Raw genomic sequence first — 15,863 nt, forward strand, 5'->3', positions numbered from 1 at the left:
GCACAGCCGGGCGTGCAAATTTTGTTGCGTATCAGATCCGTGTAGCTTGGGTCACTGCACTGCCGATGTAATTGGCAGGAGTAAGCTTTTTCAGCTCAGCCTTGGCTTCGGCGGGCATTTCCAAGCCGTCGATAAAAGTCTGAAGTGCTTCGGGGCTGATGCCCTTGCCGCGCGTCAATTCTTTTAGTTTTTCATACGGGTTTTCGATGTTGTAGCGACGCATGACCGTTTGGATCGGCTCGGCCAACACTTCCCAGCACGCATCCAGATCCGCCGCGATTTTCGCCGCGTTGAGTTCCAGTTTGCTGATGCCTTTGAGGCTGGCTTCGTAGGCGATGATGCTGTGTGCAAAGCCTACACCCAGATTGCGCAGGACAGTGGAGTCTGTGAGGTCGCGCTGCCAGCGTGAAATAGGCAACTTGCTGGCCAAGTGCTGAAACAGCGCATTGGCGATACCCAGGTTGCCTTCGGAGTTTTCGAAGTCGATGGGGTTGACCTTGTGCGGCATGGTCGACGAGCCAATTTCGCCGGCGATGGTGCGCTGCTTGAAATAGCCCAGGGAAATATAGCCCCAGATGTCGCGGTCAAAGTCGATGAGGATGGTATTGAAGCGCGCAATCGCGTCGAACAGCTCGGCGATGTAATCGTGTGGTTCGATTTGCGTGGTGTACGGGTTGAAGCCCAGACCCAGTTCGTCTTCGATGAAGGCGCGCGCGTTTTCTTCCCAGTCAATATTCGGGTAAGCAGAGAGGTGGGCATTGTAGTTGCCGACAGCGCCGTTGATCTTGCCAAGCAGCGGAACCGCAACGATTTGAGCGATTTGGCGTTCCAGACGGTACACCACGTTCGCGAGCTCTTTGCCCAATGTAGTGGGGGAGGCCGGTTGACCGTGAGTTCTCGACAGCATCGGCACGTTGGCAAAGCGGATCGCCAGTTCGCGAATGGCCCCGGCGATTTCATGCATCAGCGGCAACAGTACGTTATCGCGCCCTTCGCGCAGCATCAGCGCGTGGGACAGATTGTTGATGTCCTCGCTGGTGCAGGCGAAGTGGATGAACTCACTGACGTTGGCCAGTTCAGGCAGCTTGGCCGCTTGTTCCTTGAGCAGGTATTCAATGGCTTTTACGTCGTGATTGGTCGTGCGTTCGATCTCTTTGACACGCTCAGCGTGGACGAGGGAAAACTCCTCGGCCAAGGTGTTGAGGATCGCGTTCGCTTCGGCGGAAAACGCCGGGACTTCAGTCACTTGTGGATGAGCAGCCAAGCGCTGGAGCCAGCGAACTTCGACCATGACGCGAAAACGGATCAGACCGTATTCACTAAAAATCGGGCGCAGGGCCTGGGTTTTGCCGGCGTAGCGGCCATCAACAGGGGAAACCGCAGTGAGCGAAGAAAGCTGCATGGGGTATTCTCAAACAGTCGGGCGACGAAATGGGGCGCGTATCATACATGAAAAGCTGATCAGCCCGTTTCGATCTGACCAGCGTATGGCGCGCAATGATTAACAACGACGGCGTTAAAAGGGATGAGTCAGCCGCGTAACATCGGATAAAGCTCTTTCAATAATTTGCGACGGCTGACCACCAACTGCCAGCGATGACCGCCCAACTGTCGCCACAAGCGCGCGGAGCGAATGCCTGCCAGCAACAAGGCACGGATTTTCGACGCGTTGTTTGGTTGCTGCAAATTACGCATGTCACCGTGGACCTGTATACGTTGGCGCAAGGTGCTCAGAGTGTCCTGATATAACGCTCCGCTAGCGGCGATCACGTTTTCGTGAACCGGTCCGAAGTGTTCGACCTGGGATTTGATCTGCGGTATACGTTTGCCGATGACTTCGAGCAGGTCATCGCGCTTGGCCAGCTTGCGCTCCAGCCCGAGCATGGAGAGGGCATAGCGCAGAGGTTCTCGCTGCAAGGCCGTGGGATCGCGCTCAAGTGCACTCACCAACGAGCGATAACCTTCGCGCAGGTTCAAGTCATCGCCGCCGTAGACGTCCATTGTGTCTTTTGGGTCCATGACCAACAGGCTGCCTAGCATGCAGCCCAGTGCCGCCTCACTGACTTGTCCGGTCTTGGCTATTTTGTCGACCAGTACTGCTGCTTGAAATACACCGCCTAAGGCGATCAGTTGTTCATGTGTTGGAGTCATCAGCGCTTGTCCTTGCTATGCCACGGTTCGGCGAGTTCGATGACGCCGCCGCCCAAGCAGATTTCGCCGTCGTAAAACACCACGGATTGACCGGGTGTCACGGCGCGCTGAGGTTCGTTAAAGGTGGCCCGATAGCCCGCCGCTGTTTGCTCCAGGGTGCATTGCTGATCGCTTTGGCGATAACGCACTTTGGCGGTCAACCGTCGGGGGGTGCTCAGATCAATCGGATTGACCCAATAGATGTCAGAGGCCACCAGTGCCTGGGAGAACAACCAAGGATGGTCATTGCCTTGGCCAACGATCAACTCGTTGTTTTCCAGGTCTTTGATCAGCACGTACCAGGGATCATCGCTGGCGTCTTTCAAACCGCCGATGCCGAGGCCTTGGCGCTGGCCGATGGTGTGGTACATCAAGCCGTGGTGGCGGCCTATGACTTCACCTTCGGTGGTTTTGATTTCCCCCGGTTGGGCCGGCAGGTACTGCTTGAGGAAGTCACTGAAGCGACGCTCACCGATAAAACAGATACCGGTGGAGTCTTTCTTCTTGGCCGTGGCCAAATCGTGCTTTTCGGCAATGGCGCGCACCGCAGGCTTTTCCAGCTCCCCGACCGGGAACAGAGTCTTGGCGATCTGTTCGCCGCCTACGGCATGCAGGAAATAGCTCTGGTCTTTGTTTGCGTCCAGGCCTTTAAGCAGCTCGGTACGGCCGTCTACATCGCGGCGACGCACGTAGTGTCCGGTGGCGATCAAATCTGCACCGAGCATCAGGGCGTAGTCGAGAAACGCCTTGAACTTGATTTCGCGGTTGCACAGGATGTCTGGGTTAGGGGTACGCCCTGCTTTGTATTCGGCCAGGAAGTGCTCGAACACGTTGTCCCAGTATTCGACGGCAAAGTTGGCTGTGTGCAGCTTGATGCCAATTTTGTCGCAAACAGCCTGGGCGTCCGCGAGGTCTTCTCGGGCAGTGCAATAGTCGGTTCCGTCGTCTTCTTCCCAGTTCTTCATGAACAGGCCTTCCACTTGATACCCCTGCTCAATCAGCAGAACGGCAGAAACGGAAGAGTCGACGCCGCCGGACATGCCGACGATAACGCGCGTTTTTGCTGGATCGTGCAGGGCTTGATCACGCATAGGGATTCGATGTGTGTCTGTAAAAAGGACGCGATTCTAACAGGCTGTCCGCGCCAAGGCTAAACCGGTGATCAATCACGTATCAGCTCCAGGTCATGAAGCGGCCCGGCGAGATAATCGTCGATGCAGCGCATGACCAATTCGCTGCGCCAATTCTCAGGTTGAGAGAACAGTTCATCGCGGCTGAGCCAGAGGGCTTGGACGATGCCGGTGTCCAACAGGCGCTCCAGGTGATGCAAAACCGGTTTGGCGGCAAAGCACACACGCTGGTAAGTCACCCCGTTGCTGGGCGCAGTGTACAAATAAATGCCAACGACGCCTGTCAGTTCAACGTCCCAGCCAGTTTCTTCAAGGGTTTCGCGCACGGCGGCCTGGCGCAAGGTTTCGTTGGGATCAAGATGCCCTGCGGGCTGGTTGAGTACGTTTCGATTTCCCTTGAATTCCTCGACCAGCAAAAACCGGCCTTGAATTTCAACGATAGTTGCCACGGTAATATGGGGGTGCCAATCCATTTGAATGTTCGCCCTCTATAGAAAGAGAATAACGCAGAGACAGAAACCCCGGCACACGGCCGGGGTCTCTGACAGGTCTGACGCTAAAGCGCCCGGCCGGTTGCGCCTTAAAGTGCGGCGATCGCCGCGTTCAAGGTTTTGCTTGGGCGCATGACTGCGCTCGCCAACTCAGGATCAAAGCGATAGTAACCGACGATGTCCACTGGCTTGCCCTGAACGGCGTTCAATTCGGCAACGATGGTTGCCTCATTGTCTGCCAGGGTTTTAGCCAATTTGCTGAACGGTGCTTGCAAGCTGGCGTCTTCAGTTTGAGCTGCCAACGCCTGAGCCCAGTACATCGCCAGGTAGAAGTGGCTGCCGCGGTTGTCGATGTTGCCGACTTTGCGCGAAGGCGACTTGTTGTTGTCCAGGAACTTGCCAGTTGCCTGGTCAAGTGTGCTGGCCAATACCTTGGCTTTCGAATTGTGGTAAGTGACGCCCAAGTGTTCAAGCGACGCAGCCAGGGCCAGGAATTCACCCAGAGAATCCCAGCGCAGGAAGTTTTCTTCCAGCAGTTGCTGAACGTGCTTCGGTGCTGATCCGCCCGCGCCGGTTTCGAACAGGCCACCGCCGGCCATCAAGGGTACGATCGACAGCATTTTCGCGCTGGTGCCCAGTTCCATGATCGGGAACAGGTCAGTCAGGTAGTCGCGAAGCACGTTGCCAGTCACCGAAATGGTGTCTTGGCCCAAGCGAGTACGTGCCAGGGTGAATTTCATCGCGTCGTCGGGCGACATGATGCGAATGTCGAGGCCAGAGGTGTCGTGGTCTTTCAGGTACTTTTGGACCTTCTCGATCACCACACCGTCGTGGGCGCGCAACGGGTCAAGCCAGAAGATGGCCGGTGTGTTGCTGGCGCGGGCGCGGTTGACAGCCAGTTTGACCCAGTCTTGGATCGGTGCGTCTTTGGCCTGGCACATGCGCCAGATATCACCCGTTTCAACGTTCTGTTCAAGCAGTAGACGGCCTTTGTCGTCAGTAATACGCACAACGCCGTTGGCCTGAATTTCAAATGTCTTGTCGTGCGAACCGTACTCTTCGGCTTTTTGTGCCATCAGGCCCACGTTAGGCACGCTGCCCATTGTAGTCGGGTCGAAAGCGCCGTGTTTTTTGCAGTCTTCAATTACGGCTTGGTAAATCGTCGCGTAGCAACGGTCCGGAATAACGGCCTTGGTGTCTTGAAGGATGCCAGCGGTGTTCCACATTTTGCCAGAGTCACGAATCATTGCAGGCATCGAAGCATCGACGATGACGTCGCTTGGGACGTGCAGGTTGGTGATGCCCTTGTCGGAGTTGACCATCGCCAAAGGAGGGCGAGTGGCGTAAACCGCCTGGATGTCCGCTTCGATTTCAACTTGTTTTTCGGCTGGCAAGGCTTTGATGCGCGAGTACAGATCGCCAATGCCGTTGTTCAAATTAAAGCCGATATCTTTCAGTACTGCCGCGTGTTTGTTCAGCGCATCTTTGTAGTACTCGGCCACGATGATGCCGAACATGATTGGATCCGAGACCTTCATCATGGTGGCTTTCAAGTGAACCGAAAGCAAAACGCCCTGCTTTTTAGCGTCTTCGATTTCAATTGCAACGAATTTGCTCAAGGCTTTTTTGCTCAAGGTTGAGCAATCGATGATCTCGCCCGCTTTCACGGTGGTTTTTTCTTTCAGAACGGTAATAACGCCGCCCTGAGCGATCAATTCGATTTTAACGCTGCCTGCGCTGTCGATCAGGGCAGCTTTTTCGCTGCCGTAGAAATCGCCGTTATTCATGTAAGCAACGTGTGACTTCGAATCTGCGCTCCATGCACCCATTTTGTGCGGGTGCTTGCGAGCGTAATTCTTGACCGAAAGAGGCGCACGACGGTCAGAATTGCCTTCGCGCAGCACTGGGTTTACAGCGCTGCCTTTAATTTTGTCGTAGCGTGACTTAACTTCTTTATCAGCGTCGCTAGTCGGTGCTTCCGGGTAATCCGGGATATCAAAACCGCTGGCTTGTAATTCTTTGATGGCTGCGATTAATTGAGGGGCCGAGGCGCTGATGTTAGGCAGCTTGATGATGTTGGCTTCTGGGGTATTCGCCAGACTGCCGAGCTCAGCAAGATGGTTCGGCACCTTCTGGTCGGCACTAAGGCTCTCAGGGAAGCTTGTAAGTATTCGGCCTGCGAGAGAGATATCACGCGTTTCAACGTCGATATCAGCAAAGGCAGTGAACGCTTCGATGATGGGGAGCAAGGAGTAAGTGGCGAGTGCAGGAGCTTCGTCGGTAAAGGTGTAGATGATTTTCGAGCGGATGGACATTTTTGGTAACTCTCTTCTTTGCTGAGCGTGCACAAAATCTCGAGATGCGCAGGGTAGGCGCTTTCGTCCAAAGTCATCAATGAGGCGAAAGTCGAGGGGCGTCACGGTGATGAGGAATGCATCCATACGGCATCGAACGATTGAGCTAAGGTTAAGCTCGGCCTGTTAGAAGCATGGGAGTGCTGATCCAGAGGCTCCGTCCTCAGTGACTTGTTGGTCACCGGCCGCAGTATACCACCGGTTTTAGGCATTAATACGCAGGTAGTGGCCTGTGGCGGGATCATTAAGCGGGTATTGACGGCTTGATCCTAGAGTTCCAGTCAAGTTTCAGGTGGGTTACGCTCAGCCGTAACCAGGATGTTAACTTAAGCGTGGAGTCCCATATGGAATACAAGAAGATTCAGGTTCCCAAAGTCGGCGAAAAGATCACGGTCAATCCAGATCATTCCTTGAATGTGCCGAACAACCCGATTATTCCTTTTATTGAAGGTGATGGTATCGGTGTCGACATCAGTCCGGTGATGATCAAAGTAGTAGATGCGGCCGTTAATAAGGCATATAGCGGTGAGCGGAAAATCTCTTGGATGGAGGTGTACGCCGGAGAGAAGGCGACCCAAGTTTACGATCAAGACACCTGGCTACCTCAAGAAACCTTGGACGCCGTAAAAGAGTACGTCGTCTCTATTAAGGGACCGCTGACCACACCTGTCGGCGGTGGTATTCGCTCTCTGAACGTTGCTCTACGTCAGCAACTGGATCTTTATGTGTGTCTAAGGCCAGTGCGCTGGTTCGAAGGCGTGCCGAGCCCGGTGAAAAAACCCGGCGAAGTCGACATGACCATCTTCCGTGAAAACTCCGAAGATATTTATGCTGGGATCGAATGGAAAGCAGGCTCGCCTGAAGCCGTCAAAATCATCAAATTCCTGAAAGAAGAAATGGGCGTTACTAAAATTCGATTCGAAGAAAACTGTGGTATTGGCGTCAAACCTGTTTCGCTGCAAGGCACTAAGCGCCTGGTGCGCAAAGCTTTGCAATACGTGGTCGATAACGATCGTGACTCCCTGACGATTGTGCACAAAGGCAACATCATGAAATTCACCGAAGGTGCCTTCAAGGAATGGGCCTATGAAGTGGCGGCCGAAGAGTTTGGCGCTACCCTGCTCGACGGTGGCCCTTGGATGCAGTTCAAAAATCCAAAAACCGGCAAAAACGTAGTCGTCAAAGATGCGATTGCGGACGCCATGCTTCAGCAGATTTTGCTCCGCCCAGCTGAATATGATGTGATCGCGACGCTTAATTTGAACGGAGACTATTTGTCCGACGCCCTGGCAGCAGAAGTCGGCGGCATTGGTATCGCGCCGGGCGCCAATTTGTCCGACACCATCGCGATGTTTGAAGCCACTCACGGTACGGCACCCAAATATGCCGGCAAAGATCAGGTCAATCCAGGCTCGCTGATTCTTTCCGCTGAAATGATGTTGCGTCACATGGGGTGGATCGAGGCTGCGGACTTGATCATTAAAGGCACCAATGGCGCCATTTCTGCCAAAACCGTGACTTACGACTTCGAGCGCCTGATGGACGGCGCCACGCTGCTGTCTTCTTCAGCCTTCGGCGACGCGCTGATCTCGCACATGTAGCGTCAGTTCAGAACGCAAAAACCGGCCAGTTCAGGTGATGAACTGGCCGGTTTTTTTGGCTTTTTTTCGCTAAGGTCTTGAATTCGACGTTTCAGGCACTTACATCTGAGGTTGTCTTGGTCTCACTGGGAGCAGCCACCGGTTGCTCCGATTGAATCTCGCTCGCGGCCATTATATTGACCGCATGCAGTCCTTTGGGGCCCTGAATGATTTCGAAAACCACGGGTTGGCCTGCTTTCAGCGTCTTGTAGCCGTCCATCGTGATTGCTGAATAGTGGGCAAACAAGTCTTCGGTCTTGTCGTTTTCATTGATGAAACCATAGCCTTTGGCATTGTTGAACCACTTGACCTTACCGTGCTTGACAGAGTTGCTACTGCTAACTATTGCCATTTTCTCATCCCTCTGCAAAGGACTCCGTCTGGAGTATGATCCACCTCATCCGCCGGACCGAAAAGAATTTGGTTGACTGCACGGACCCTTTTTACCCAATGTGGGTTCTATTGTTTGTAACACTGTTTTGCCGATAGTCAAGGTCATGCGGCAGTCCGTTGAAAAACCGACCTACCTGCGGCTTAATTAATGAATCCGTCCACCTACGAACCCTTCTTTCCATGCATGCAATCAGCCAGATTCGACTAACATTCAATCAGGATCGTCCACAAACACATGACGACGACGCCGCTGGAGTGGCGCTGAAAGAAGCTAAGCCAGCATTGCAGGCGCCACCAATGTACAAGGTGGTTTTATTTAATGATGATTACACCCCGATGGATTTCGTCGTCGAAGTACTCGAGGTATTTTTCAACCTGAATCGTGAGCTGGCGACCAAGGTCATGCTGGCCGTCCATACGGAGGGACGGGCAGTATGTGGATTGTTCACCCGCGACATCGCCGAGACCAAGGCAATGCAGGTGAACCAATACGCCAGGGAAAGCCAGCATCCGCTACTCTGTGAGATCGAGAAGGACGGTTAACGCCGACCACTTGGGTATGAGGTGAAGCTATGTTAAACCGTGAGCTCGAAGTCACCCTTAATTTAGCCTTCAAGGAGGCTCGCTCGAAGCGTCATGAATTCATGACAGTTGAGCATCTCCTTTTGGCTCTATTGGATAATGAGGCTGCCGCCACCGTTCTGCGTGCCTGCGGCGCAAACCTCGATAAGCTCAAGCATGATTTGCAGGAGTTTATCGACTCCACGACCCCATTGATCCCTGTCCATGACGAAGATCGCGAAACCCAACCAACACTTGGGTTCCAACGCGTATTACAACGGGCAGTCTTCCATGTGCAAAGCTCCGGCAAGCGTGAAGTGACTGGCGCTAACGTGCTGGTCGCTATCTTCAGCGAACAAGAAAGCCAGGCAGTATTTCTGCTCAAGCAGCAGACTGTTGCCCGGATCGATGTTGTCAATTACATCGCTCATGGCATCTCCAAAGTGCCGGGGCATGGCGATCACTCTGAAGGTGAGCAAGATATGCAGGACGACGAGGGCGGTGAGTCTTCTTCCTCTGGCAATCCTCTGGATGCCTATGCCAGCAACTTGAATGAATTGGCTCGTCAGGGTCGTATTGATCCGTTGGTTGGCCGTGAAATGGAAGTCGAGCGTGTCGCGCAGATCCTCGCCCGACGTCGCAAAAACAATCCATTGCTGGTGGGTGAGGCCGGTGTCGGTAAAACCGCCATTGCTGAAGGCTTGGCCAAGCGCATCGTTGACAACCAAGTGCCTGACTTGCTCGCTAATAGCGTGGTTTATTCCCTCGACCTCGGCGCTTTGCTGGCGGGGACTAAATACCGTGGCGACTTCGAGAAGCGCTTCAAAGCGTTGCTCAACGAGCTGAAAAAGCGCCCTCAGGCGATCCTGTTTATCGATGAAATTCATACCATCATCGGTGCCGGGGCCGCGTCCGGTGGCGTGATGGATGCGTCCAACTTGCTAAAGCCGTTATTGTCTTCGGGCGATATCCGTTGCATCGGGTCGACGACTTTTCAAGAATTTCGTGGCATTTTCGAAAAAGATCGCGCGTTGGCCCGGCGTTTCCAGAAAGTCGATGTGTCGGAACCTTCGGTTGAAGACACCATTGGCATTCTGAGAGGCCTCAAGGGGCGTTTCGAGCAGCATCACGGTATCGAATACAGCGATGAAGCATTGCGCGCCGCAGCCGAACTGGCGTCGCGTTACATCAATGATCGTCACATGCCGGACAAAGCCATCGATGTTATCGACGAAGCTGGGGCGTACCAGCGCCTGCAGCCGATCGAGAAACGGGTGAAGCGTATTGAAGTGCCTCAGGTCGAAGACATCGTGGCCAAAATCGCACGTATTCCACCCAAGCACGTCAACAGCTCCGATAAAGAGCTTTTACGTAATCTAGAGCGTGATTTAAAGCTGACTGTATTTGGTCAGGATGCCGCGATCGATGCGCTGTCGACCGCGATTAAGCTATCACGTGCCGGCTTGAAGTCTCCGGACAAGCCAGTGGGCTCTTTTCTATTCGCAGGCCCCACAGGCGTCGGTAAGACCGAAGCTGCCCGTCAGTTGGCCAAGGCGTTGGGTATCGAGTTGGTTCGCTTCGATATGTCCGAATATATGGAACGTCACACCGTTTCGCGCTTGATCGGTGCTCCACCGGGCTACGTAGGTTTTGATCAGGGCGGTTTGCTGACCGAAGCAATCACCAAGCAGCCGCATTGTGTTCTGCTGCTTGATGAAATCGAGAAAGCGCACCCCGAAGTCTTTAATCTTCTGCTGCAGGTTATGGATCACGGTACGCTGACTGATAACAACGGACGTAAAGCGGATTTCCGCAACGTTATCGTTATCATGACAACCAACGCTGGCGCTGAAACTGCGGCGCGGGCATCCATCGGGTTTACGCACCAAGATCACTCATCCGATGCAATGGAAGTGATCAAGAAAAGCTTCACTCCCGAGTTCCGCAACCGGCTGGATACCATCATCCAATTTACTCGCCTCAGCCATGAGGTGATTAAAAGTGTGGTGGACAAATTCCTTACCGAACTGCAGGCGCAGCTGGAAGACAAGCGTGTATTGCTTGAAGTGACCGATGCTGCCAGAACCTGGCTTGCAGAAGGTGGCTACGATGCGCAAATGGGTGCGCGACCAATGGCTCGTTTGATTCAAGATAAAATCAAGCGTCCGCTGGCTGAAGAAATTCTGTTTGGCGAATTGGCCGAGCATGGCGGTGTAGTACATATCGACGTCAAGGATGGAGAAATGACCTTCGACTTCGAGACCACGGCAGAAATGGCGTAAAGCCGGAAAAAAGCCCTGCATTTCGTCGAAAGATGGGTGCGGGGCTTTTTTGTGGGCGTCGGTTTTTCTGGTTTGGGATGCCGCAGAGTCTGAGCCTCGCCGGGTGCCCGATTGAGCGGTCCCTCAGAAGCCGGCCACACAAAAACGCCCGGCGTAAGCCGAGCGTTTTTGTTAAGACCTGTTAGCGGGCGCGGTAAGTGATACGCCCTTTGCTCAAGTCATAGGGCGTCAACTCGACGCGCACCTTGTCGCCAGTAAGAATACGGATGTAATTCTTACGCATTTTGCCGGAAATATGCGCGGTGACGATGTGCCCGTTTTCCAACTCCACGCGGAACATGGTGTTGGGCAGGGTATCTACGACCGTGCCTTCCAGTTCAAAAGCTTCTTCTTTCGCCATGCAGTAAAAGCCCTCGGTATCCAATGAGTGGCCTGGTGCAACTGCGCCAGGCAAAAGCGGCGTGCATTGTGCCCGAAAAATGGGGTTAAAAATAGGGGTCTAGCTAAGCGTTCAATAAAGAGTGACCCAACGTTGATTAGTCAGCAGCTCGATGGGGCGATATTGTGTTTTGTAATTCATCTTTTTACAGTTCTTAATCCAGTACCCTAGATAAACCGCATGCAGCTGCAGCCGGGCTGCCTCTTCGATTTGCCAAAGGATGGCATAGCGCCCCAGACTGCGGTGATCTTCGGCCGGTTCGTAAAAGGTGTACACCGCTGACAGTCCGTTCGGCAGAAGGTCTGTAACGGCTACCGCCAACAAGCGATCATCAAGGCGAAATTCATAAAACGTCGAGAACGGTAGATCGCGGATCAAAAAGGTAGAAAACTGATCGCGATTAGGAGGATACATGTCGCCGTCGGCGTGTCGCTGCTCAATGTAGCGTTGATAGAGGTCGAAGTACTCTTCACTAAAATGGGGTTTTGCCGCACGGACGTGCAAATCAGCATTTCGTTTAAATATGCGTTTTTGCTGGCGGTCTGGAGCGAACAGTCCGACAGGGATGCGCGCAGGTACGCAGGCGCTGCAGTTTTGGCAGTGAGGTCGATACAGGTGATCGCCGCTCCGGCGAAATCCCATGTCGGAAAGATCGGCATACACCTGAACATCCATAGGCTGGCTAGGGTCCAGAAATAACGTCGTCGCTTGTTCCTCAGGCAAATAGCTGCAGGAATGGGGTTGAGTGGCATAAAACTTAAGCCGCGCCAGCTCGGTCATGGATCAACCCTCGGATAAAATCTTTATTAAGTGTATGTCAGGCTACGGAACTCGCCTAGGTAACCAGTCGGCGATTGTGGGCATATCCAAGTGGGCGCGAAGGTAATCAGCAAACGTCTGGCGTGCTATTGATCTGGCGCCAAAGCTATGGAGGTGCTGGGTAGGCATCTGGCAGTCAATCAAAACGAATCCCCACGCGGTTAACCGTTCGACTAGCGTCGCAAAGCCAACTTTAGAGGCGTTATCCGCCACGCTAAACATGGACTCGCCGAAAAAAAGTTGACCCATCGCCAAGCCGTAAAGTCCGCCGACGAGCAGGCCGTTTTCCCAAACTTCTACGCTATGGGCGAAGCCGCGCCGATGCAGTTCAAGGTAGGCCGATTGCATGGAGTCGGTAATCCATGTTCCGTCCGCGTAAGTGCGTGGTGCGGCGCAGGCTTGAATCACCGCAGTAAAGTTCTGATCAAAGGTCACTTGAAAATTCCCCTGACGCATGACTTTACCCAAGCTTCGGGACAGGTGTATTTCTTGCGGAAACAGAACCGTGCGCGGGTCCGGCGACCACCATAAAATCGGCTGGCCTGCCTGGAACCACGGAAAGCAGCCATGCCGATATGCTTGAATCAATCGGTCGGGAGAAAGATCGCCGCCGGCTGCCAATAAGCCATTGGGCTCGCGCATGGCTTTTTCCAGCGGAGGAAATGTCAGGGTGTTTCGCTGTAACCAAGTCAACATGGCGTAAGAACTTTGCGCAAGGGGAGGGCGGAATCGCTCGACGTTTGCAACTCTGGGTTGCAGGCGTGGTCGTAGACGGTCCCGTTAAAGAAACATGTTTCGAATTCTTGCGATGAGCCGCTGTTTCTAAACGTTTCGTGGATCAGATGAGTGCTGAGTTTAGGTTTACTGGTGCGTATTGAAAGCATCTCATAACCCTTTGTCACAAAAGACAATGCGTGCTCAAATTGCGCTGTTTGTTGAATAGGTGAAGCTATGCTAACTCATGCCAGTGGAACGTGGCATCGGTCGCGCAAACCCGTACAATGCTGTTCGTATGATGTGGCTAAAGATTTTCAGAGTGAATTGGAAGTGAACGGTGCCGTGGGTGTATTACTTCTTGGCGCTGGAAATTGGATTTTATAGTCAATCATTAGATGTTCGCGCCGAGGCGCAGGAAAAAAAGCGTTTGAAGAAATCCACCGTAGTAACCAATCCCCTACCGCTGTGGCGTCAGCAGTTGCACTACCGACTTAAGGAAGGTGCGCTGATTGCCATTGGCGCTCTGTGCCTGTACCTGATGATGGCGTTATTGACCTATGACCAGAGCGACCCCGGCTGGAGTCATACCAGTAATTCGCTGCAGGTACAAAACGCTGCGGGCCGCGCAGGTGCATTCTCGGCCGACATCCTGTTTATGGTGTTGGGCTATTTCGCTTACATATTCCCGCTGTTGCTGGCGATTAAAACCTATCAGATCTTCCGTCAGCGGCATGAACCGTGGCTGTGGAGTGGCTGGTTGTTTTCCTGGCGGTTGATCGGCTTGGTATTTTTGGTGTTGTCCGGCGCAGCATTGGCCCATATCCATTTTCATTTTACGGCGGGGCTGCCTGCGTCAAGTGGCGGGGCGCTAGGAGAAAGTCTGGGCGACCTTGCAAAAAATGCACTGAATATTCAGGGCAGTACGTTGTTGTTCATCGCGCTGTTTTTGTTCGGCCTGACCGTATTCACGGACCTTTCATGGTTCAAGGTGATGGATGTTACCGGCAAGATCACCCTTGATCTGTTCGAATTGTTTCAAAGCGCGGCCAATCGCTGGTGGTCATCGCGCAATGATCGCAAGCAAATGGTTGCTCAACTGCGTGAGGTCGACAGCCGCGTAAACGAAGTAGTCGCCCCGGTAACCGCTGATCGCCGCGAGCAAGTTAAGGCCAAAGAGCGGTTGATCGAGCGGGAACAAGCCCTCAGCAAGCACATGACCGACCGCGAGAAGCACGTGCCAGCCGTCATTACCCCCGCACCGGCGAAGGCCCTGGAGCCGAGTAAGCGCGTGCAGAAAGAGAAACAAACGCCATTGTTCATCGACAGCGCGGTAGAAGGCACCCTGCCGCCCATTTCTATCCTCGACCCGGCGGAGGTCAAGAAGCTCAACTATTCCCCCGAGTCATTGGCCGCCGTTGGCCATCTGCTGGAAATCAAACTCAAAGAGTTTGGTGTGGAAGTCACCGTTGACTCCATTCACCCAGGCCCGGTGATCACGCGCTACGAAATTCAGCCTGCTGCGGGAGTCAAGGTCAGTCGTATTTCAAACTTGGCCAAGGATTTGGCGCGTTCACTGGCTGTGACCAGCGTGCGTGTGGTTGAAGTGATTCCTGGCAAAACTACGGTTGGTATCGAGATTCCCAACGAAGACCGTCAGGTGGTGCGCTTTTCTGAAGTACTGTCGTCGCCTGAATACGATGACGCCAAGTCTCCCGTTACCTTGGCGCTGGGGCATGATATCGGCGGTCGCCCGGTTATCACCGATTTGGCAAAAATGCCGCACTTATTGGTGGCCGGCACTACAGGTTCCGGTAAATCAGTGGGGGTCAACGCCATGATCCTGTCGATCCTGTTCAAGTCAGGCCCGGAAGACGCCAAGCTGATCATGATCGACCCGAAAATGCTTGAACTGTCGATCTACGAAGGCATTCCGCATCTGTTGTGCCCGGTGGTTACCGACATGAAGGACGCCGCAAATGCCCTGCGTTGGAGCGTTGCCGAGATGGAGCGGCGTTACAAGCTTATGGCGAATATGGGTGTGCGAAATCTCGCTGGCTTCAACCGCAAGGTGAAGGACGCAGAAGAGGCGGGCACACCGCTTTCAGATCCGATGTACAAACGCGAAAGCATTCACGATATAGCGCCTTTGCTAAAAACCCTTCCAACCATCGTGGTGGTGGTGGATGAATTCGCCGACATGATGATGATTGTCGGTAAAAAGGTCGAAGAGCTTATTGCGCGTATTGCCCAGAAAGCCCGAGCGGCCGGTATTCACTTGATTCTTGCGACCCAACGTCCGTCGGTGGACGTTATCACCGGCCTGATCAAAGCCAACATTCCTACCCGTATGGCGTTCCAGGTATCGAGCAAGATCGATTCCCGGACCATCATTGATCAGGGCGGCGCTGAACAGCTGTTGGGCAACGGCGACATGCTTTACATGCCGCCTGGCACTAGTTTGCCGATTCGGGTGCATGGCGCCTATGTTTCCGACGAAGAAGTACACCGCGTCGTAGAGGCGTGGAAACTACGAGGTACACCCGATTACAACGAAGATATTCTGGCAGGCGTTGAAGAGCCTGGCAGCGGCTTTGACGGTGGCAGTAGTGAAGGCAGCGACGACAGCGAAAGCGATGCGCTGTACGACGAAGCAGTACGTTTCGTCTTGGAAAGCCGCCGCGCTTCCATTTCTGCCGTTCAGCGCAAACTGAAAATTGGCTACAACCGTGCGGCGCGTATGATCGAAACCATGGAGCAGGCTGGGGTTGTGACGTCCATGAATACCAATGGCTCGCGCGAAGTGCTCGCGCCGGCCCCGATGCGCGACTAACCCGGACGGCGTGGTTC

Annotated in this window: 13 protein-coding genes; 4 read left to right on the forward strand and 9 right to left on the reverse strand. The window is 53.8% G+C overall.

Translation table 11 applies throughout. From position 1 onward, the window contains the following. Positions 1 to 31 precede the first annotated feature (31 nt). From purB to RGW60_RS03450, 5 genes are all read right to left on the reverse strand, one after another. Positions 32 to 1,402 (reverse strand): adenylosuccinate lyase, encoded by a 1,371-nt coding sequence (gene purB / locus RGW60_RS03430; protein ID WP_322202158.1) that lies wholly within the window; start codon positions 1,400 to 1,402, stop codon positions 32 to 34. A 128-nt stretch (positions 1,403 to 1,530) separates the two neighbouring features. After that, positions 1,531 to 2,151 carry a high frequency lysogenization protein HflD gene (hflD, locus tag RGW60_RS03435; RefSeq protein ID WP_322202160.1) on the reverse strand — a complete coding sequence of 207 codons (621 nt, stop codon included), beginning with the start codon at positions 2,149 to 2,151 and terminating at the stop codon, positions 1,531 to 1,533. Continuing rightward, positions 2,151 to 3,281 carry a tRNA 2-thiouridine(34) synthase MnmA gene (mnmA, locus tag RGW60_RS03440; RefSeq protein ID WP_322202162.1) on the reverse strand — a complete coding sequence of 377 codons (1,131 nt, stop codon included), beginning with the start codon at positions 3,279 to 3,281 and terminating at the stop codon, positions 2,151 to 2,153. Before mnmA ends, hflD begins: the two co-directional genes overlap by 1 nt. Positions 3,282 to 3,352: 71 nt before the next feature. Beyond that, on the reverse strand, positions 3,353 to 3,793 hold the full coding sequence (locus tag RGW60_RS03445) for an NUDIX hydrolase (RefSeq protein ID WP_322202164.1): 441 nt from the start codon (positions 3,791 to 3,793) through the stop codon (positions 3,353 to 3,355). A 107-nt stretch (positions 3,794 to 3,900) separates the two neighbouring features. Further along, on the reverse strand, positions 3,901 to 6,126 hold the full coding sequence (locus RGW60_RS03450) for an NADP-dependent isocitrate dehydrogenase (RefSeq protein ID WP_322202166.1): 2,226 nt from the start codon (positions 6,124 to 6,126) through the stop codon (positions 3,901 to 3,903). A gap of 383 nt (positions 6,127 to 6,509) precedes the next feature. Here RGW60_RS03450 and icd point away from each other — a divergent pair, with 383 nt between their 5' ends. Beyond that, a complete protein-coding gene (gene icd / locus RGW60_RS03455; RefSeq protein WP_322202168.1) occupies positions 6,510 to 7,766 on the forward strand; it encodes an NADP-dependent isocitrate dehydrogenase in 1,257 nt (418 codons plus the stop codon). Between the two features lie 91 nt (positions 7,767 to 7,857). Here icd and cspD read toward each other — a convergent pair whose 3' ends face one another. Next, the gene (gene cspD, locus RGW60_RS03460; RefSeq protein ID WP_322202170.1) at positions 7,858 to 8,157 is read right to left on the reverse strand and encodes a cold shock domain-containing protein CspD; all 300 of its coding nucleotides are present in this window, start codon (positions 8,155 to 8,157) and stop codon (positions 7,858 to 7,860) included. Between the two features lie 221 nt (positions 8,158 to 8,378). Here cspD and clpS point away from each other — a divergent pair, with 221 nt between their 5' ends. Further along, the gene (gene clpS / locus RGW60_RS03465) at positions 8,379 to 8,741 is read left to right on the forward strand and encodes an ATP-dependent Clp protease adapter ClpS (RefSeq protein WP_322202171.1); all 363 of its coding nucleotides are present in this window, start codon (positions 8,379 to 8,381) and stop codon (positions 8,739 to 8,741) included. A gap of 29 nt (positions 8,742 to 8,770) precedes the next feature. Beyond that, a complete protein-coding gene (clpA, locus tag RGW60_RS03470; protein WP_322202173.1) occupies positions 8,771 to 11,041 on the forward strand; it encodes an ATP-dependent Clp protease ATP-binding subunit ClpA in 2,271 nt (756 codons plus the stop codon). 181 nt (positions 11,042 to 11,222) lie between these two features. Here the strand turns inward: clpA and infA are convergent, their stop codons facing one another. The 3 genes from infA to aat all read right to left on the reverse strand — a co-directional run bounded on the left by infA (position 11,223) and on the right by aat (position 12,995). Continuing rightward, positions 11,223 to 11,441 (reverse strand): translation initiation factor IF-1, encoded by a 219-nt coding sequence (gene infA / locus RGW60_RS03475; RefSeq protein WP_322178418.1) that lies wholly within the window; start codon positions 11,439 to 11,441, stop codon positions 11,223 to 11,225. 111 nt (positions 11,442 to 11,552) lie between these two features. Then, positions 11,553 to 12,260: an arginyltransferase gene (locus RGW60_RS03480; protein WP_322202175.1), complete on the reverse strand. Its 708-nt coding sequence runs from the start codon at positions 12,258 to 12,260 to the stop codon at positions 11,553 to 11,555. A 42-nt stretch (positions 12,261 to 12,302) separates the two neighbouring features. After that, complete coding sequence (gene aat, locus RGW60_RS03485; RefSeq protein ID WP_322202177.1) at positions 12,303 to 12,995, reverse strand: leucyl/phenylalanyl-tRNA--protein transferase; 693 nt, start codon at positions 12,993 to 12,995, stop codon at positions 12,303 to 12,305. A gap of 448 nt (positions 12,996 to 13,443) precedes the next feature. Here aat and ftsK point away from each other — a divergent pair, with 448 nt between their 5' ends. Next, entirely contained in the window at positions 13,444 to 15,846 is a 2,403-nt protein-coding gene (gene ftsK, locus RGW60_RS03490) for a DNA translocase FtsK (protein WP_322206834.1), read from the forward strand. Positions 15,847 to 15,863: the final 17 nt, after the last annotated feature.

Origin of the sequence: Pseudomonas sp. AB6, assembly GCF_034314105.1 — a bacterium.
In the GTDB taxonomy this organism is placed as follows: Bacteria; Pseudomonadota; Gammaproteobacteria; order Pseudomonadales; family Pseudomonadaceae; genus Aquipseudomonas.